The organism is Streptomyces sp. NPDC051907, from assembly GCF_040681075.1.
In the GTDB taxonomy this organism is placed as follows: Bacteria; Actinomycetota; Actinomycetes; order Streptomycetales; family Streptomycetaceae; genus Streptomyces.
This window is the reverse complement of record NZ_JBFAYB010000129.1, coordinates 1-18,919: the sequence shown is the minus strand read 5'-3', so window position 1 is coordinate 18,919 and position 18,919 is coordinate 1. Positions and strand designations below refer to the sequence as shown.

The following is an 18,919-nucleotide window of genomic DNA, read 5'->3' as shown; positions in this document are numbered from 1 at the left end:
GGGGGGGGCGCCCCCGCCCCGCGCGGCCCCGGGGTGGTGGGGGGGCGCCGTTCCGCCCTTTTCCCCCCCTACGGCCCCCCGCTCCGTCTCCGGTCAGCCGGGGGAGCAGCCGCTCAGCCGTCTCCGGTGAGCGCCGCTCCCGCCGCTCGCGCTGCGGTCAGCCGCCGCCCGGTCGCTCGCGCTCCGGTCAGTTGCCCGCCTCGATGTCGCGCACCCGGTGCGCGTAGACCACCCGGCCGCAGGGCGTCGCGCCCTTGCAGGACGGGGCGGCGGTCGTCGAGCTGTGCTCCGACACCGACCACAGCAGCGGCGGGTTCCCGGTCCGCATGCCGTGCTCCAGATAGAAGTCCTCGGGGCCGACGGCCGTCGCCACCGGGCCTCCGGACGCGTGCAGCCCCGTCTTCGGGAAGACCCTGGCCTGGATGAGGGTGCCGTTGGAGTACCGGTGGCTCTGGTTCAGGAAGAACCTGCCCTTGAAGCGGGCCGCGCCCTGGATGCCGTCGTCGGGCAGGTAGTAGGCCCAGTCCGGCGTGGTGGTGACCCCGCCGCGGGAGGCCAGCCTGCCCGTGTCGGGGTTGAGCCGGTAGGCGCTGATCCGGCCCGTCGACGGGTGCTTCTTGGTCGGCTTGCAGTACTCGCCCATCACCAGCACGTCGGGCGCCGTCGAGCGGTCGACCGAGAGGTACGAGGACTTGGGCGCGCCCTTGCCCATGCAGTACGTGTTCTTGGCCCGGTTGTACTGCTTGGACTTGAAGGTCCAGGTGGCGACCTGCGGCATCACATAGCGGTAGCCGAAGCTGTACCAGGACTTGCCGTGCCGGCCGATCTTCTTCTTGTTCTCGACGTTGGTCTTCATGCCGCCGGCGACCTTGTCATTCGTCCCGGCCTTGTTGTCCGGGTTGAGGTCCATGATCTTGCGCATGTCGAAGACCCGGATGCCGTTGAAGGTGTCGGCGACGTACAGGTAGTTCCCGTACCAGGCCATCCCGCCGATGTGGATGCCCTTCTGCCCCTTCTTCTCGTTGGCGTGGACCGCGTCGAAGCTGATCTTCTTCGTCTTCTTGCTCACGTACGGCCAGACGAGCAGCGCATGGCGGTACTTCTTGGTCGCCGGGTCGATAAAGGTGATCCGCACCCCCTTCTCGTTGCACTGGTCCGACTCCTTGGCCGTGCAGCCGTTGCCGCGGCCGGGGTTGGCGTTGTCGTACGCGCCGACGACGATCGGGCGATCGGAGCCCCACTTCTCGTCCTTCTGCGCGTCCGAGACGCCCGTGATCGCCTGCGGGACCCACTCCTTGCTGGTGGCGTCGTCGCCCTTCCAGCAGTACTTCACCGCGGGGGCGAGCGGCTTGACCCGCTTGCCGTCCTTCATGTCGCCGATCCCGAACGGGTCGGTCTTGCACGCCCCGCCCGAGACGAGGGGGCGGTTGGCGTCCCTGAGGACCTTCTGCACGCCCTGCTTGGGGAGCGCCGCGTCCAGCTTCTTCACTCGGCCGGAGAGGCTGGCGCCCGCCTTGAGGTTGAACTCGCTCTCCTTGGCGGAGGAGCCGGGGCCGGCCCACGCCATGGTGGCGAGGGCGGACGACTCGGTCTCCGCTTCGGTGGCGTAGTCGGCGGTCGGCTGCTCGGCCCCCGTGGCCGTGGCGGTCATGGCGGGATCGGACTCGGCGGGCTCGCCTCCCATGGCGGGGATGACGAGAAGGCCCGCGATCACCGCGGCTGTGGCGCCGGCGGCGATGACCCGTCCCTGGCGCATGACCGGTATTCGACGTTTCGACAATGTTGTCTCCGAGACTCGCGTTTGCCAATGCGGCGAACGGATGCTCGCAGAGCAAACATTCCGTGAGCAAACTCGAATTGACGGCGGGTCAGTGTCGCAAATCCATACGTATCGTCGCCCTCAACTCCGTGTTCAAGGGGGAGTGTTGGCTGCCCGCAAGGCTTCTCGGGGTGGTGCACTCCTACAGCATCTTCACCTCGTGACCGACGTGTGCGGTGTTCGCGACCGTGTACGGCGCCTATAGGCGTGCGACTGGCGCTCCGTCATGGAGCGGCCGGCTCGCCCTAGTTGGAGCGGTTCGAAGTGGAATCGCTCATTCATTGCCACTGAACCTCCGTGCTGTCAGCATCTGTTCGCTTCAGCGGTGCCAGCGACAACGGAGGACATGTGACTGTCAGTCGAATACGCCGAACCACGCGCGCGAGACTCGGCCGGTGGCTCGTGCCCAGCGCCGCGGCCGCCGTCCTCGCCGCCGGTCTCACCGTGCCCTCCCAGGCCGCCCCCGCGTCCTCCGCGTCCTCGTCCGCGGCGTCGGCGGCGCTCGCAGCCGCCGCCGCGAGCCCCGACCCCTGCGCCGTCTCCGCCCTGTCCCGTACGGCCGACGCCCAGGCGCTCAAGTCCCCCGAGAACAGCGAGATCCAGGAGCCGCGCGCCGAGACCGCCGCTGACTCGCCCTCCTCTGCGTCCGCGCCCGCCTCCGGCTTCGGAGCCCTCGCCTGGACGGGCCCCGGCGGCAAGGCCGACCCCGCGGACGCCCAGATGGCGCGCGGCGCCGACCTCTGCCCCAAGGTGCGCGCCCTGGACGCGGCCCTCCCCAAGCAGGGCGTGGTGAAGCTGCTGAAGGACGCCAACCGCACGATGCGCGCCGGCACGCAGTGCACCGGCGACCCGTTCGGCTCCGGCGACGACGGCGCGCCGCTCTCGCCCGTGGAGCGCTACTGCTTCGACGGGGACGACGCCGTCTCCCGCGAGTGGATACCGCAGGCGGTCACCGGAGTCTCCGACGCCCAGGACGACGAGACGTGGGGGACCGCCCCCGACACCAAGCGTCCGATCCTCATCGGCTCGTACGACGACTGGAACCCGGGGCGCGACCACGAGTACCCCGCGACCGACCCGAACGTGAACAAGAAGGTCGCCTACAGCGAGTGCACCGAGGGCGAGAACGTCCCCGACTCGTGCAACGAGAAGGGCGTGCGCGTCTCCTTCCTCGACCCCGCCACCAACCGCTACCGCCATGTGCTGCTGGTCTGGCCCTACGTCAACAACCCCGGCAACGTCTCCTTCGACGGCGTCAAGTCCAGCGACGCCAAGGAGCAGACGGGCATCCACGTCGGCGGCATGGTCTGGTACGGCAACTACCTGTACGTCGCTGACACGCGCGCCGGCGTCCGGGTCTTCGACATGCGCTACATCATGGACCTCGACCCGGACAGCGACCCCTCGACCAACGACAAGACTCCGGACGGCCTCACCAGCAACGTCCAGGACAAGCGGCAGATCGGCCGCCAGAACAACGTCTGGTACAGCTATGGCTACCGCTATGTGATGCCGCAGGTCGCCACCTGGGGCTTCAAGAAGGCCCCGGCCTACCCTGCGGGCGCTGTCTACTGCGCGAGCACCGGCGCCCCGAAGATGTCGTACGTCTCCCTCGACCGCAGCGCCGAGCCCGACGAGCTGGTCATGGGCGAGTACTGCAAGCCGGACGGCACGCACCCGTCGACCGGACGTGTGTGGGGCCTCCAGCTCGACTCGGAGAGCGCCCAGCCCAAGTTCGACTCCGGCACGGGCCTGACCAAGGTCTCCACCTGGAGCAACTACCTGCCCATGGCCTCCGGCGGGGCCCAGGGAGTCGCCCGCCGCAACGGCGCCTTCTACGTCAACCAGAGCCACGGCCACAGCAACGGCACGATCCACCGGGCCAAGGTCAACGCATCCGGCGTGCTGGCCGCCACGGGCGGCGGGGTGCAGACCGCGGTCGGCCCCGAGGACCTGTACGTGGAGCACCGGGAGACCATCGGCGGCGAGCCGCTGGTCTGGTCGGTCTCGGAGCACCGCGAGAACTACACATACGCCAGCTGCGCCGCGTCGGACCCGTCCCCCTGCGGCCGCGTCCTGTACGCGCACCGGCTGAGCAGCATCGACCTCCAGCCCTGACGCGGACGGCCGTCGCCGGGGCCGGCCGTGTGCCGACCCCGGCGACAGGCGGACCCCGGCGGCGGGACCGTCTGTCCAGCGATCGGAATACATGCGCGCCCCGCGCCCGCACTGGCATAGATTCGGCCCTGTGACAGTGGCAAGACAGCAGGTAACGCAAGCGCGCAGGATCGTCGTCAAGGTCGGCTCCTCGTCGCTGACCACCGCCTCCGGCGGACTGGACGCCGACCGCGTCGACGCCCTCGTCGACGTGCTCGCCAACGTCCGCAGCGGCGGCGAGAAGGAGATAGTGCTGGTCTCCTCCGGCGCCATCGCGGCCGGGCTCGCGCCACTGGGCCTGGCCCGCAGGCCGAAGGACCTGGCCCGCCAGCAGGCCGCCGCCAGCGTCGGCCAGGGACTCCTCGTCGCCCGCTACACCGCCTCTTTCGCGCGCTATGGAGTGCGCGTCGGCCAAGTCCTGCTCACCACGGACGACACCAGCCGCCGCGCCCACTACCGCAACGCCTATAGAACGCTCGACCAGCTGCTCGCCATGGGCGCCGTCCCCGTCGTCAACGAGAACGACACGGTCGCGACGGACGAGATCCGCTTCGGCGACAACGACCGGCTCGCCGCCCTCGTCGCCCACCTCGTCCGTGCCGACCTGCTGGTCCTCCTCTCCGACGTCGACGGGCTCTACGACGGGGATCCGGCCAAGCCCGGCACCACGCGCATCGACGAGGTCAGCGGCCCCGAGGACATCGCGCATGTGCAGATCGGCAGCGCGGGCAAGGCGGGCGTCGGCACCGGCGGCATGGTCACCAAGGTCGAGGCGGCCAGGATCGCGGCGGCGGCGGGCGTGCCCGTCGTCCTCACCTCCGCCAGCCGGGCCGCCGACGCGCTCGCGGGCCGCGCCACCGGCACGTACTTCCACAGCACCGGGCGCCGCTCCGCCGACCGGCTCCTGTGGCTCGCCCACGCCTCCACCCCGCAGGGCGCGCTGATCCTGGACGACGGCGCGGTACGGGCCGTGGTGAAGGGGAAGAAGTCGCTGCTGCCGGCCGGGATCGCGGCCGTCGAGGGCGAGTTCACCGCCGGGGACCCGGTCGAGCTGCGCGACGCCGAGGGCCGCGCCGTGGCCCGTGGGCTCGTCAACTTCGACGCCAAGGAGCTCCCGCAGCTGCTCGGCCGCTCCACCCGGGAGCTGGCGAAGGAGCTGGGCGCGGAGTACGAGCGGGAAGTCGTACACAGGGACGATCTGGTCGTGCTCCACCCCTGAAACGGCTGAAAGTCCCGTCATCTGCCAGAGACCTTCACCAAAAACGCCCCACCATCCGCCCGGGACTGGTCAACTTTGTTGCGGGGGACTGGCGGGGACAGCAGGACGACACATGCAACAGGAGGCGGCCGGTGAGACGAGCGCGCCCAGGGGATGTGCCCCGAGGGAGCGGGGCAGTCCCGCACGCCCGGCGGGCCGCGGGCGAGGAACGGGCCCTGACCAGCGTCGGAGCGGGCCCCGACTTCGACGACGGCCGCGGCGACAGTGCGAGTGACACGCTGGGCGACGGCGTGGGCGAGAGCCTCGGCGACGACGAGCGGGTCGGTCGCGTGCCGCGCCCGGCGACGGGCGCCCGCGCTCAGGACCGCGAGCAGTCGAAGCTGTGGCACATCACGCTCAGCGTCTCCGGCGCGGAGGCCCCGCTCAAGGAGGTCCGCCGCGGTCTGGAGCAGCTGGCGCACGACCACCCCTTCCTGCTGACCAGCCGGTACGCCAACGACCACGCGGAGATCCGCTACTGGGAAGAGGCCCGGGACCTGCACGACGCCGCCGCGGTGGCCCTGCGGCTGTGGGGCGAGCACCGCTCGAGCGCCAAGCTGCCGCCGTGGGAGATCGTGGGCCTGGAGGTCATCGACCGCCAGACCTACCACCAGCGCATCGCCGAGGGCTACGGCCCGCCCCCGGCCGCCCCAGTGGGCGTGCACCCTTTCTGACCTGAGCGCCGCGTTTCTGACCCGAGCGCCGCGGTTTCTGAGCCTGAGCGCCTAGGCGGCCGGCGGGATGCTGCCTGCCGGCCGGAGCGCCGGCGGCCCAGCCTTGAGCCGTCTGTCGGGCGGGACTCCGGTGGCCCGGCTGGGGCCGTCTGCCGGGCAGGACTCCGGCGGCCCCGGCAGCCGGGCCGTCTGCTGGGTGGGACTCCGGCGGCCCCGGCAGCCGGGCCGTCTGCTGGGTGGGACTCCGGTGGCCCGGCTGGGGCCGTCTGCCGGGCAGGACTCCGGCGGCCCAGCCGGAGCCGTCTCCCGGGCCGCGTGCCGTCCGCCCGGGCGGCGGTCTCATGTCCGCGTCCCCGCCGTCTCGCAGTGCGGACCGCGCGATGGACGCCTGCGGGGAGCGGCGCAGTACCCTGCGGGCATGACGACGTCCTCGCCCCTGTCTCCGTACGACAACCTCACCCCGGTGGCCCAGGCCGCCTACCGGGCTCGCTCCGCCGCCGCCGACCTCGCCCCGCTGCCGCGCTCGGCGAAGGACGACGCCCTGCTGGCGATCGCGGACGCGCTGGAGGTGCGGACGAGCGAGATCGTCGCGGCCAACGCCGAGGACGTCGCCCGCGCCCGCGAGGCCGGAACCAGCGAGTCGATCATCGACCGGCTCACCCTGAACCCGGAGCGCATTCGAGCCATCGCCGCCGACGTACGGCATGTGGCCGCGCTGCCCGATCCGGTCGGCGAGGTCGTGCGCGGGTCCACGCTCCCCAACGGCATCGACCTCCGCCAGGTCCGCGTCCCCCTCGGCGTCGTCGGCATCATCTACGAGGCCCGGCCCAACGTCACCGTGGACGCCGCCGCCCTCTGCCTGAAGTCCGGCAACGCCGTGCTGCTGCGCGGCTCGTCCTCCGCGTACTCCTCCAACACCGCCCTGGTGAAGGTCCTGCGCGACGCCGTCGGCGGCTCCGGCCTCCCGGCGGACGCGGTGCAGCTCGTGCCGGGCGAGAGCCGCGACTCCGTACGGGAGCTGATGCGCGCCCGCGGCCTGGTCGACGTGCTGATCCCGCGCGGCGGCGCCTCCCTGATCCGCACGGTCGTCCAGGAGTCCACCGTCCCGGTCATCGAGACCGGCACGGGCAACTGCCACGTCTACGTCGACGCCCAGACCGACCTCGACATGGCCGTCGACATCCTGATCAACTCCAAGGCACAGCGTCCCTCCGTCTGCAACGCGGCCGAGACGCTCCTGGTCCACCAGGACGTCGCCGCCGACTTCCTGCCCCGCGCCCTGGACGCCCTCGCCGAGGCCGGGGTGACGGTCCACGGCGACGAGCGGGTCCTGGAGTACGCGAACGAGACCAAGGCCACCGTCGTCGCCGCCACCGCCGAGGACTGGGAGACGGAGTACCTCTCCTACGACATCGCCGCCGCCGTCGTCGACTCCCTGGACGCGGCCGTCGCCCACATCCGCCTCTGGTCCTCCGGCCACACCGAGGCGATCGTCACCACGTCGCAGGCCGCAGCTCGCCGATTCACCCAGTTGGTGGATTCCACGACCGTCGCCGTGAACGCTTCCACCCGCTTCACCGACGGCGGCCAGTTCGGCTTCGGCGCGGAGATCGGCATCTCCACGCAGAAGCTGCACGCCCGTGGCCCGATGGGCCTGCCGGAGCTGACCTCCACGAAGTACATCGTGACGGGAGACGGTCACACGCGGTAGGCGTCAAGGGCGCTGAGGAGCCCGTCACCCGGGCAGGGAGAGTTCACGCTCTCCCTGCCCAAACCGACTGCCCCGGTCTACTCTGATTGCGTGCCGGACGACGTGGGGGGCAGGCCGTTCCCGGACGGCTGGGAGCCCGACGACGACCGCGGGGGCGCGGACGAGGACTTCGCCTCCGTGGTGTTCGACGAGGACTTCGTACGAGCCGCCGAGGTCCACGAGCCGACCGCGGTGGAGCGTCTCCTGGCCGCCGCTCAGGCGCGCGCCGAAGCCGAGGCCACCCGTTCCCGATCAGCCGGCGGCCCCACCGACGACGAGCTCTACGACGACGGATACGACGTCGGCGGCGAGTACCGCCGCGAGCGCGGCTACGACGACGAAGACGACGCCTTCGACCCGGACGACGAGTACAACCCCTACGGCCGCAACGGCGGCACGCTGCGCCCCTACCGAGGCGCCGCCCGCTGGCACCGCCCGGTGGCCTGGATCCTGGCCCTCCTGATGGGCATCGGCATGGTCGCCCTCGCCTTCACCGCTGTGTACCGGGGCGCCGCGGGCAGCCGCGAGGACAAGGTCCCGCCGCCGGCCACCACGGGCGTCGACACCACCCCCACGAGCACCTCCGCCGCGGAGCGCGTCACCGGCCCGTCCGCCTCGGCGGAGTACAGCGCACCCCCTGTCTCCGCAGATCCCCGCACCCCGTGACCACCAGTCCCGTGACCACCAGCCCCTGATCGCCGGCTTCTGACCAGTCCCTGACCACCCCCTCTCCGGCCGCTTCAGGGCTGCTGAACAGCCCTGGGGGAACTCGTGACAAGTTGTCGTGTACCAGGGCGTTTATCGCGCCCCCGCCAGACCTAACCTGAAAGTATGGCCGGGCGCAGAGACCCGCCTGAGGGGACTCCCGAAGGGCTCCCCGGCGGTGGTGAGGACGAGTACCGATCCGTCGTCTTCGACGAATCGTTCGTACGCGCTGCCCGGGTCCAGGAATTCTCCGCCGTCGAACGTATGGGCGAGCATGCCCGGGCTGTACGCAGCCTCCCCGTCTGGAGCGGCAGGAAAGCCTCCAAACAGATCCTCATCCTCGTCCTCCTCGTCGCTGTCGCCTTCGCCACCGCGATCTATCTGGGCGTCCGGCACCCCTACCAGCCGCTCCAGGCCAAACCGGCCCAACCGCTGCGCATCACCGTGATCCCCCTCGCCCCACAGGGCCGCGTCCCCGGCGGCGACCCCGCGGATCTCTACGCCCGCAGCCCCGCCGACCAGTTCCGTACAGGCGCCGCGGGCATCACCCTCCCCGGTGCCAAGCGCACCAAGAGCTTCACCGAGAGCCAGGTCCTGACCGCACTGACCACCGCCAAGGACTACCTCGCCGCGTCCTCGCTCGACCCCGACGTGCTCACCGGCGGCGCGGTCCGCCCGGTGCGGGTGCTGCTCGACCCGGACCAGCTGGAGCAGTTCGACCAGAGCATGAGCTCCCCGGCCGGCGACGGCCGCCACGCCGCTACCGGCTGGCTGATGCGCTTCGACCCGGCCAAGGTGGCGCTGGCCGACCCCGAGATCAGGGTGCACGGCACGCTGAGCATCTCCGAGACGGGCCCCGACGCCTTGGAGGTGACGTCGGACCACGTCTTCGTCTATGCGCTGCGCCCGGCGGCAGCGAACGGCCCACGGGCGGACGACGGGGCCTCGCTGTTCACCGTCCGCCGTGAGCTGCACCTCCGCTTCGACCGCGACGACCTCCACCACCATCGGGCGGAACTGCTGGTCAGCCATGTCCAGGCCGGGCCGCAGTCCTGCTCCGCTGACGCGTCGGACGCCCTCCGCCCGCTGCTCGCGGGCCAGCAAGCCAGCGCCGAGGGTCCCGCCAGCACTGATCCGTACGAGACGGGCGATGCCGCGGCGGCCCTGTGCGGCTCGCTGGCACGGGATGCTCAGCCGTAGCCGTAGCCGTAGCCGTAGCCGTAGCCGTAGCCGTAGCCACGGCCCGTGGCGGCGTACTGGGCTGGCGCCGGCGTCGGGCGGGTGCTCGGGGCCGTCCCGCGGTCAGGCGCCTGACCGCGGTCGCCCCGGCACCAACCTCCTGCGCGGTCAGCCCTTCCCGTCGCCGTTGCTCCCGTTGGCGCTCTCGCCGCCGGCGCCGGTGGCCCCGCCGTTCGCTCCGGTGAACTTGTCCCGCAGCTTGCCGCCCAGGTCGCCGGCACCGCCCGCTATGTCTCCGACCAGCTTCATCAGCGGATCCTTGCTGGTGCGCACAGTGTCCGCGTAGTGCGCGGCCGACTCCCTGAAGGAGTCCGACACCGACGCGTCCTTGTCCTCCTCGCGCTTCGGGTAGTGGCCGTCCATGATCCGCTGGAAGTCGCGGCTCTCGGCCCACTTCTTCAGCTCCGCCGCACGCACGGTGGTGAACGGGTGCGTGCGCGGCAGCACGTTCAGAATCTTCAGCACCGAGTCGCGCAGGTCGCCGCCGGCTTCGTACTCCTCGGCCTGCGCCAGGAACGCGTCGACGTTCATCTCGTGCAGGTGGTTGCCGCCGGCGATCTTCATCAGGCCGCGCATCGACGCCTGCAGGTCCTGGCCGACCAACAGTCCGGCGCGGTCCGCCGAGAGCTCCGACTTGCGGAACCACTCGCGCAGTGCCGTGACGATCGCCATGATTGCCACATTGCCGAGCGGGATCCAGGCGACCTTCACCGCCAGGTTGGTGAGGAAGAGCAGGATCGTGCGGTAGACGGAGTGGCCGGAGAGCGCATGGCCCACCTCGTGCCCGACGACCGCCCGCATCTCCTCCTCGTCGAGCAGCTCCACCAGACCGGTGCTGACCACGATGATCGGCTCGTCCAGACCGATGCACATCGCATTGGGCTTCGGGTCCTGCGTGACGTACATCGCCGGGACCTTCTTCAGGTCCAGGATGTAGCAGGCGTCTCTCAGCATGGTGTTGAGATGCGCGAACTGGGCGTCGCTCACCCGCACGGAGTCGGAGAGGAACAGCAGCCGCAGGCTGCGCTCCGGCAGCAGGCCGCTCAGCGCCTTGAAGACGGTGTCGAATCCGCTGAGCTTGCGCAGGGCGACCAGCGCCGAGCGGTCCGCGGGGTGTTCGTACGCCCGTGAAGAGATACCCGGGAAGCGCTTGCGCTGCCTGCTCGGAACGTTCTCGTGACTGCTTTCGGTCATCATGCCCCCTGTTGGTGCGAGTCCTGGCTCGTCCCCCTGACGGACCCAGCGTAGGTGCTGCCGTTACGGTGTGCCGGGGCCTGTGGATAACTAAGGAGTAGACCCGACAAGCCGGATACCGCCGCACTGCTCGCCGCCGCGTCCGAGCAGCAGGGACCTGGAAATACGCTGCGCGTTGTGCTGATCGCGTCGATCGCCGGCGCCGCCCTCCTCGCCTGGTTCCTGCTCCGTGGCTACGGAGGGAACAGAGCCGACGAGGACATCAACGACTGAGTCGGCGTGAGCGTGCCCGGGCGGCCCGCATACGATGTGCGCGAAGTCTCTCCGCTGTCCGTCCGCTGTCCTCGCGCTCCGGTCTCACCACGACGTTCCACGAACGCCGGAGCCCGAGCCACGACTCCCGATCGATAGGTCCTGCTGAAGATGAGTCTCGCCAGCACCGCCGCCAACCTGGTCACTCTCGCCGAGGGCGCCGAGCACGGTGGCAACCACGAAAGCCTCAACCCCTACCTCACCGGCGGCGGCGCCCTCCTCGCGCTCCTCCTGCTGCTGTGGATCACCACCCGATTCAATCGCGACCGCTGAGTCCGAGCCTCGGCGCGGTGCCAGTAGGCTCTGCACGCATGGGAGAGCAGAAGATGCCTGCAGGTGCCGGTTCCGGCAAGCGCCGGATCGGTGTGATGGGCGGGACGTTCGACCCGATTCACCATGGACACCTGGTGGCCGCCAGTGAGGTGGCCGCCCTTTTCCACCTCGACGAGGTGGTGTTCGTACCGACCGGGCAGCCGTGGCAGAAGACCCACAAGGCGGTCTCTCCGGCCGAGGACCGCTATCTGATGACGGTCATCGCCACGGCGTCCAACCCGCAGTTCTCGGTCAGCCGCATCGACATCGACCGCGGCGGGCCGACCTACACGATCGACACGCTGCGGGACTTGCACTCCCTCAACGACGACGCGGATCTCTTCTTCATCACCGGAGCCGACGCCCTCTCCCAGATCCTCGGCTGGCGAGACGCCGAAGAGCTGTTCTCGCTCGCCCACTTCATCGGTGTGACCCGCCCGGGCCACGATCTGACCGACGACGGGCTGCCCGAGGGCGGAGTCTCTCTGGTGGAGATCCCGGCGCTGGCCATCTCGTCCACCGATTGCCGGGCGAGAGTCGCGCAGGGAGATCCGGTCTGGTATCTGGTGCCGGACGGTGTGGTGCGCTACATCGACAAGCGCCAGTTGTACCGCGGCGAGTGAGCCACGGAGAGGGGCACCGGTGAACGACCAGCACAACCCATACGACCCGTACTACCCGCAGCCGCAGATCATCGGCTACGACGAGTACGGGCAGCCGGTTTATCAGCAGCCCCAGCAGTACGACCCCTACGCGCAGCAGCAGACCCAGCACTCTCAGCAGCCGCAGGGCCAGGAGCAGGGATACGGATACGACCCGTACACCCAGCCTCAGCAGCAGTACGACCCCTATGCCCAGCAGACCCAGCCGATGCAGGGCCAAGGCCAGGGGTACGGATACGACGGCTATGGCTACGACGCGGCTCAGCAGCCCGCTCAGCAGCCCACGGCCGTCGACACCACGCAGTGGAACATCCCGCAGCAGCACTCCGCTCCGGCCGAGCCGGCGGCGCCGCCTGCCCCCGAGCCGTCCGCGCCCGAGACGGCCGACGTGCCCGGGCAGCGCAGGCCCGCGGAAGAGCGCGACTACCGCACCGAGCAGTTCGCCTTCATCGAGGAGCCCGACGAGGACTCCGAAGACGTCATCGACTGGCTGAAGTTCACCGAGAGCCGTTCGGAGCGCCGCGAGGAGGCCAAGCGCCGGGGCAAGAACCGTGTCATCGCGCTCGTCGTCGTGATGACGCTGGCGGTCGTGGGAGGCGTCGGATACCTCTGGTCGGCGGGCAAGCTGCCCGGCCTCTCGGACTCCGACGCGGCGAACAGCACAGCGTCCGGACCGCAGAAGCGGGACGTGATCGTGGTGCATCTGCACAACACGAGGAAGAAGGGCACGTCCACCGCCCTCCTCGTCGACAACGCCACCACCAAGCAGGGCACGACCGTCCTGCTGCCCAACGCGCTCTCCGTCGCCAACGACGACGGCACCGCCACCACCCTCGGCAAGTCGGTCGAGGACGACGGCTCCACCGGGACGCGCGAGGCGATCGGCTCCCTGCTCGGAGCGAAGATCACCGGCACCTGGCGGCTGGACACCCCCTACCTCGAGAACCTGGTCGAGATGGTCGGCGGCATCGACCTGACCACGGACGCCGAGGTCCCCGCCGCGAAGAAGGGCGAGGACCCGGTGGTGAAGAAGGGCGAGAACCAGACGCTGAACGGGCGGATGGCCGTCGCCTACGCCACCTACGCCGGGCCCGGAGAGGCCGAGGCGAAGCAGCTGCAGCGGTTCGGCCAGGTCATGCAGGGAGTCCTGCGGAAGTTCCCGACCGATCCGAAGTCCGCGACCCTGAACGTGGAGACCCTGGCGCAGATCCTCGACCCGTCGCTGCGCGAGAAGGACCTGGGCGCCTCGCTCGCCAAGCTCGCCGAGCACGCCAAGGGCGGCGACTACAAGACCGCGGTGCTGCCCGTGCAGCAGGACGGCACGCTCACCGACCAGGCGGCGAACAGCGTCGTCAAGGACGTCCTGGGCGGCTCCGTCAGCGCACCCGAGAAGGGCGCGGCCCTCCGCGTCGGCGTCAAGAACGCCACCGGGAACGCCGGCGCGGCCGACAAGGCCCGGATCTCGCTGGTCAACGGCGGCTACGCGGTCATCGACAGCGGCAAGGCCGACGCCTCGTCGTCCTCGAAGGTCACCTATGGAGACGCCGCGCAGAAGGCCAAGGCCGAGGAGGTCGCCAAGACCCTGGGCCTGCCGGTGAGCGCGGTCGAGAAGGGCAAGGCCGCTCCCAACGCCGACGTGTCGGTCGTCCTCGGCTCGGACTACAAGTTCGAGCAGCCATAGCGGCTGCGACAGGCCAGGGAAGCCAGGGGCTGCGAGATCAGCCATAGCGGGCGTCGCAGCCCCTGGCGCCCGGGAAGCCTTGGTCCCGGGACCTTCTGGTATCCCGGGACGCTCTGGTACCCCAGACGCCCTGGTCCCCCAGACGCCGTAGGTCCCGGCTCGCCGGAGACATGGCCGGGCCCGGACCTCGACGGTCCGGGCCAGCAGCGGCACGGTGCACGCGCGGTGCATCCACGGGGGAGGGCAAGCCAGGTCGAGGACGATCAAGGTCGAAAGAAACCAGGCGGGCGGTGTCGGCGGGGCGTGAGACCCTTGAAGGGTTCTTGACCGCCGACGAAAGCCTGCTTGTGACCGCCACGGATCGCTCCATCGAGCTCGTCAACGCCGCCGCCCAGGCGGCGGCCGACCGGCTCGCGCACGACATCATCGCCTACGACGTCAGCGACGTGCTGTCGATCACCGACGCATTCCTGCTCGCCTCCGCCCCCAACGACCGCCAGGTCAAGTCGATCGTCGACGAGATCGAGGAGCGGCTCAACAAGGAGCTCGGCGCCAAGCCGGTGCGCCGCGAGGGCGACCGCGACGCCCGCTGGATCCTGCTCGACTACGTCGACATCGTCGTGCACGTCCAGCACAGCGAGGAGCGCGTCTTCTACGCCCTGGAGCGGCTGTGGAAGGACTGCCCCGAGCTGCCCCTCCCCGAGGACGCCCTGAAGACCCGCGGCAAGGCCGAGGAGCACGCCAAGCTCTCCGGCGACTCGGACGGTGAGCTGAGCTGAACGGGCGCGACACCAGCAAGCGAGGCAGGGGCCGCCGCGTCGTCCTGTGGCGGCACGGCCAGACCGCGTGGAACCTGGAGCGCCGCTTCCAGGGCTCCACGGACATCGAGCTGACCGAGACCGGCGTCGCCCAGGCGCGCCGGTCCGCCCGGCTGCTCGCCTCGCTCGAGCCTGACGCCATCGTCGCCTCCGACCTCAAGCGCGCGGCGACCACGGCCGGCGAGCTGGCGGAGGTCACCGGGCTCGACATCGCTTACGACTCCGCGCTGCGGGAGACGTACGCGGGCGTCTGGCAGGGGCTGACCCACAACGAGATCGTCGAGCGGTACGGCGAGCAGTACGCCGCGTGGAAGCGCGGCGAGCCGGTGCGCCGAGGCGGTGGAGAGCTGGAGAGCGAGGTCGCCGACCGGGCCGCTCCCGTGGTGCTGCACCACGCCGAGAAGCTGCCCGAGGACGGCACGCTCGTCGTCGTCAGCCATGGCGGCACGATCCGCACCACCATCGGCCGGCTGCTGGGCCTGGAGGCCCACCACTGGGAGAGCCTCGGCGGGCTCTCCAACTGCTGCTGGTCGGTGCTGGGCGAGGGCGCGCGGGGCTGGCGCCTGCTCGAGCACAACGCCGGCACCCTCCCGGAGCCGGTCCTCGGCGACGACGACTGACCCCCCGGGCCGCGACCCGTTCTGCGGCCGCCCCGGGGCCGTCTGGGCGTCGTCCTGGGCCTGGACGCGGACCGCTCGCGTCCTGCTTCGGCCGAGGCCTGTGGGCCTCTGGCCCCGGATTTCACTTTCCGGCAGGTCGCAGGCTAAAGTTCTTCTTGTTCGCAGCGCGGAGCGCGAAGAACACACGGGGCTATAGCTCAGTTGGTAGAGCGCCTGCATGGCATGCAGGAGGTCAGGAGTTCAATTCTCCTTAGCTCCACAATCCCGGATCCCGTCCTCGCCAGAGGGCGGGATTTCGCGTTTCCTCCCTCTCGGAGGGCCGGGATCTTCCGGATGCTCTCCGCCGGCGGTGCGCCGGTCACTCGCGACGGGCCCGCAGGATCTCTATCCGCTCGCGGCTCTCCTCGTCGTTCGGGGTGTAGGCGACTATCCGGCACTCCGGCATCCCGTTGATCGCCAGAGAGACCGACGTCAACCGCACCTTGCCGACCGCGGTGTGCCGGAAGGTCTTCACCCTGGGGCCGGGCGGGACGACGTCGCCGTTCTCCCACAGCTCCGCGAAGTACGGGCTCGCTTCCGCCAGCCGGTGGACGAAGCCCTCCCAGGCCGGCTCGCCCACATGACGTCCGTACGCGCCGCGCAGCTGGGCCACCATCAACGGCAGCTCCGACTCGCGGAAGACGAGCGGGCAGGACGGCTCCGGCGACGTGAAGAGCGTCCACAGCACATTGCGCAGGGCGAAGGACCGCGCGCCGTGCATGGCGAACAGATCGCGGTAGGCGGGGTTGGTGGCGAGGATGTCGTACCGCGCGTTGTAGACGACGGCCGGGTGCGGGTCGAGCGCGTCGATGATGCCCTGGATCTCCGGGCTGACGCACTCCACATCGGCCTGCTTGCCCGGGACGTAGGCAACCTCCGCCAGGTGGTAGAGGTGCTCCCGCTCGGGCTGGTCGAGCCGGAGCGTGCGCGCCACCGCGTCCAGGACCTGGGCCGAGGCGTTGATCGGGCGGCCCTGCTCCAGCCAGGTGTACCAGGTGACTCCGACGCCCGAGAGCTGGGCGACCTCCTCGCGGCGCAGCCCGGGCGTACGGCGGCGGAGGCCCGGCGGCATGCCCACGTCGGCGGGCGTCACTCGCGCGCGGCGGCTGCGCAGGAAGGCGGCCAGCTCCGGTCTGCGGCGCTGCGCCGGAGTGGCCCCCGCCGCATCGCCGTACTCCGCTCCGGCGGCCGCACGGAAGACCGCGCCGCCCCCCTTGCCGGTCGTGTTCGTCACCGTCATCGTGGTCACACCCCCATCGTCGAGGCCCTGGCTCCTCCTTGCCAGGTGCTGTCAGTACCAGCATCCGCGGGCTCTCGTTACCCGTATCCGAAGGCCGTCAGGCTCGTGGCCATGACGACGACCTCTCCACGGACTCCTGTGCTCAGTAAAGACCCTGGCACTGACAACCGGCCGCGCAAGCTGCTCGCCGTCCTGCTCGGCGCGCAGTTCATGGCGCTGCTGGACACCTTCATCGTCAACGTCGCCGCCCCCACCATCCGTTCCGAACTCGACGCGTCCGGCGCGGGGTTGCAGCTGGTCATCGCCGGATACACCATCGCCTACGCCGTGTTGCTGATCACGGGCGCCCGGCTCGGCGATCTGCTCGGACACCGACGGGCCTACCTCGGCGGCCTCGCGTTCTTCACCGCCGCCTCGCTCGCCTGCGGCCTTGCCGCCGACGCCGGCCAGCTGATCGCCTTCCGGCTGCTCCAGGGCGCGGGCGCGGCCCTGATGATCCCTCAGGTGCTCAGCCTGATCCAGCGGAACTTCACCGGGGAGGGCCGGGTGCGGGCGCTCGGCGCGTACTCCGCGGTCCTCGCCACGGGGGCCGCCGCCGGACAGGTCGTGGGCGGCGTCCTGGTCAGCGCGGACCTGTTCGGGGCGAGCTGGCGTCCCGTCTTTCTGGTGAACGTGCCGATCGGCGTCGCGCTGCTCGTGCTGGGTGCGCGCGTGCTCCCCAGGGACCGGCGGGACGAGCCGGAGCGGGCGCGCGGGCTCGACCTTCCGGGTCTGGTGCTGCTCTCCGCCGCTGTGTCCCTGTTCACCGTGCCTCTGGTGCTCGGGCAGGAGCAGGGCTGGCCGCTCTGGTCGTGGCTCGCGCTGGTGGCCTCTGCGGCGCTTTTCGGCCTCTTCCTCGCCTACGAGTCCCGGCTGGCAGGCCGCGGCGGCGCGCCGTTGATCGCTCCGCGCGTGCTGCGCATACCCGGGATGGGGCGAGCGGTGCTGCGGATCATCGTGGCGATGGCCGTGAACGCGGGGTTCCTCTTCACTTTCACGCTCCATGTCCAGGGGGGCCTCGGCCATAGCGCGCTGCGTGCGGGACTGATGTTCGCGCCGATCGCAGTGGTCTTCGGAGCGGTCGGACTGACCTGGCGACGCTGGCCCGCAGGACTCCAAAAGGCCCTGGTCACCGGTGGGTTCGCGGTGACGGCGCTGGGCTGTGTGGGCGTCGGCGCCGTGCTGCGGGACGGCGGCGACGGCAACGTGTGGATGTACGTCGCCTTCGTGGCCGTCGGAGCCGGTCTCTCCCTCGCGTTCAGTCCCACGCTGACGCGCGCGCTGGCGAGCGTGCGGCCCGAGGACGCCGCCGACGCCAGTGGGCTGCTGGCGACCGTCACGCAGGTCGGCCAGGTGATCGGCGTCGCCGCATTCGGCGCACTCTTCCTGAATCGGCAGACAGCTGGCGGGGCCGAGGGCTCCGCCGACGCGCTATGGGTGTGCGCCCTGGCCCTCGCCGCGGCGTCGATCTTGGGCATGGTGGCCGGTCTCGCACCCAAACGCCGCTGACGCCCTTGCGTGGCCATGGCAGAATCGGACGGCCGGAGGGGACACCGGCCAGGACGGGAGGGAGAGCACGATGTCCGCCAGCGAAAGCGAGGAGGCCGAAGGCCTGCTTGCCGCGGCGGAGGTACGCGCTCGCCTCAACTGCCCGTCCTGCGGTTCGGCGCATGTCGCCCAAGTCCTCGGGGACAATGGCGGGGTGTCCTACGTGTGCACGGCGTGCGGTCACAGCTGGAGCTGATTGATGGGTGCACACAGGCGGAAATGCGACTGGTGCGGCAGTGGTACGCCGATCGTCCGCGATATGGACCCGATCAATCCCGAGTACCAGTACTGGTGCGAGGAGTGCGCGCGGGCGCTGATCATAAAAGGCGACCCCATCGAGACGTACCGGGAGCTCGAAGGGGAGCCGATCTATGGGCGCCTCCTGGACGAGCACTGCACCCTCAAACGGTTCTATTCGTTCGCGACGGCCTGATCTTCCGCGGCGCGAACCCCCAGGTCCGCCGACGGCTCGCGACGCGACGGGAACACTGCCGCCGAGGATGCGAAGAGGGCCGGAAGGCCGCGGTCGCCATCGGGGCGAATCGCCTCAAAGTGGACACCGTAATCGTGGTCGCGAATCGGGTGTTGTCGGACTTGTCTGTGTGAGCGGTAAACGATTTGGCGATGCACCGGGGGGACCGTGTAATGTTCTCTACGTCGCCGCGGGGGAAACCTTCAAGCAAGGCGGCGCATCGCAAGGGGCTATAGCTCAGTTGGTAGAGCGCCTGCATGGCATGCAGGAGGTCAGGAGTTCAATTCTCCTTAGCTCCACAGAAGCAGTGAACACAAGGAAGCGGGGCATCCGATCGGATGGGCCCCGTGCGTGTGTGGGGGGCTCTGCCGTGAATCCCG

At 70.4% G+C, this 18,919-nt stretch carries 17 protein-coding genes and 2 tRNA genes; 16 read left to right on the top strand and 3 right to left on the bottom strand.

Annotation, left to right across the window (positions count from 1 at the left end; genetic code table 11):
* Positions 1–187 precede the first annotated feature (187 nt).
* Positions 188–1,756, bottom strand: coding sequence for a hypothetical protein (locus AB0M39_RS37730; RefSeq protein WP_365372373.1), 1,569 nt, complete (start codon positions 1,754–1,756; stop codon positions 188–190).
* Positions 1,757–2,221: 465 nt separating this feature from the next.
* Here AB0M39_RS37730 and AB0M39_RS37725 point away from each other — a divergent pair, with 465 nt between their 5' ends.
* The 6 genes from AB0M39_RS37725 to AB0M39_RS37700 all read left to right on the top strand — a co-directional run bounded on the left by AB0M39_RS37725 (position 2,222) and on the right by AB0M39_RS37700 (position 9,563).
* The gene (locus AB0M39_RS37725) at positions 2,222–3,937 is read left to right on the top strand and encodes a hypothetical protein (protein ID WP_365372370.1); all 1,716 of its coding nucleotides are present in this window, start codon (positions 2,222–2,224) and stop codon (positions 3,935–3,937) included.
* A gap of 130 nt (positions 3,938–4,067) precedes the next feature.
* Complete coding sequence (proB, locus tag AB0M39_RS37720; protein WP_365372367.1) at positions 4,068–5,195, top strand: glutamate 5-kinase; 1,128 nt, start codon at positions 4,068–4,070, stop codon at positions 5,193–5,195.
* Positions 5,196–5,326: 131 nt separating this feature from the next.
* Positions 5,327–5,908, top strand: a complete 582-nt coding sequence (locus tag AB0M39_RS37715) for a hypothetical protein (protein ID WP_365372364.1) — start codon at positions 5,327–5,329, stop codon at positions 5,906–5,908.
* Positions 5,909–6,326: 418 nt separating this feature from the next.
* Entirely contained in the window at positions 6,327–7,619 is a 1,293-nt protein-coding gene (locus AB0M39_RS37710) for a glutamate-5-semialdehyde dehydrogenase (RefSeq protein WP_365372361.1), read from the top strand.
* Between the two features lie 90 nt (positions 7,620–7,709).
* On the top strand, positions 7,710–8,324 hold the full coding sequence (locus AB0M39_RS37705) for a hypothetical protein (protein WP_365372358.1): 615 nt from the start codon (positions 7,710–7,712) through the stop codon (positions 8,322–8,324).
* 165 nt (positions 8,325–8,489) lie between these two features.
* On the top strand, positions 8,490–9,563 hold the full coding sequence (locus AB0M39_RS37700) for a hypothetical protein (RefSeq protein ID WP_365372355.1): 1,074 nt from the start codon (positions 8,490–8,492) through the stop codon (positions 9,561–9,563).
* A gap of 147 nt (positions 9,564–9,710) precedes the next feature.
* On the opposite strand, the gene AB0M39_RS37695 is transcribed toward AB0M39_RS37700, so the two are convergent.
* Positions 9,711–10,796, bottom strand: a complete 1,086-nt coding sequence (locus AB0M39_RS37695) for a M48 family metallopeptidase (RefSeq protein WP_365372352.1) — start codon at positions 10,794–10,796, stop codon at positions 9,711–9,713.
* Positions 10,797–11,219: 423 nt separating this feature from the next.
* Here AB0M39_RS37695 and AB0M39_RS37690 point away from each other — a divergent pair, with 423 nt between their 5' ends.
* The 6 genes from AB0M39_RS37690 (at position 11,220) to AB0M39_RS37665 (ending at position 15,460) form a co-directional block, all read left to right on the top strand.
* Entirely contained in the window at positions 11,220–11,381 is a 162-nt protein-coding gene (locus AB0M39_RS37690) for a hypothetical protein (protein ID WP_365372349.1), read from the top strand.
* Between the two features lie 38 nt (positions 11,382–11,419).
* Positions 11,420–12,043 carry a nicotinate-nucleotide adenylyltransferase gene (gene nadD, locus AB0M39_RS37685; RefSeq protein WP_365372346.1) on the top strand — a complete coding sequence of 208 codons (624 nt, stop codon included), beginning with the start codon at positions 11,420–11,422 and terminating at the stop codon, positions 12,041–12,043.
* A 19-nt stretch (positions 12,044–12,062) separates the two neighbouring features.
* On the top strand, positions 12,063–13,763 hold the full coding sequence (locus AB0M39_RS37680; protein ID WP_365372343.1) for an LCP family protein: 1,701 nt from the start codon (positions 12,063–12,065) through the stop codon (positions 13,761–13,763).
* A gap of 347 nt (positions 13,764–14,110) precedes the next feature.
* Positions 14,111–14,542, top strand: a complete 432-nt coding sequence (gene rsfS / locus AB0M39_RS37675) for a ribosome silencing factor (RefSeq protein WP_365372380.1) — start codon at positions 14,111–14,113, stop codon at positions 14,540–14,542.
* Positions 14,539–15,201, top strand: coding sequence for a histidine phosphatase family protein (locus AB0M39_RS37670; protein WP_365372376.1), 663 nt, complete (start codon positions 14,539–14,541; stop codon positions 15,199–15,201). The genes rsfS and AB0M39_RS37670 overlap by 4 nt, the downstream gene beginning before the upstream one ends.
* 186 nt (positions 15,202–15,387) lie before the next feature.
* Positions 15,388–15,460: transfer RNA gene (locus tag AB0M39_RS37665), tRNA-Ala, on the top strand.
* Between the two features lie 99 nt (positions 15,461–15,559).
* Here the strand turns inward: AB0M39_RS37665 and AB0M39_RS37660 are convergent.
* Entirely contained in the window at positions 15,560–16,489 is a 930-nt protein-coding gene (locus AB0M39_RS37660; protein ID WP_365372340.1) for a helix-turn-helix transcriptional regulator, read from the bottom strand.
* Between the two features lie 102 nt (positions 16,490–16,591).
* Here AB0M39_RS37660 and AB0M39_RS37655 point away from each other — a divergent pair, with 102 nt between their 5' ends.
* The 4 genes from AB0M39_RS37655 (at position 16,592) to AB0M39_RS37640 (ending at position 18,838) form a co-directional block, all read left to right on the top strand.
* The gene (locus tag AB0M39_RS37655) at positions 16,592–18,028 is read left to right on the top strand and encodes an MFS transporter (RefSeq protein WP_365372338.1); all 1,437 of its coding nucleotides are present in this window, start codon (positions 16,592–16,594) and stop codon (positions 18,026–18,028) included.
* A 70-nt stretch (positions 18,029–18,098) separates the two neighbouring features.
* On the top strand, positions 18,099–18,263 hold the full coding sequence (locus tag AB0M39_RS37650; protein ID WP_365372335.1) for a hypothetical protein: 165 nt from the start codon (positions 18,099–18,101) through the stop codon (positions 18,261–18,263).
* Positions 18,264–18,266: 3 nt separating this feature from the next.
* Positions 18,267–18,500: a hypothetical protein gene (locus tag AB0M39_RS37645; RefSeq protein WP_040916346.1), complete on the top strand. Its 234-nt coding sequence runs from the start codon at positions 18,267–18,269 to the stop codon at positions 18,498–18,500.
* A 265-nt stretch (positions 18,501–18,765) separates the two neighbouring features.
* A tRNA-Ala gene (locus AB0M39_RS37640) sits at positions 18,766–18,838 on the top strand.
* Positions 18,839–18,919: the final 81 nt, after the last annotated feature.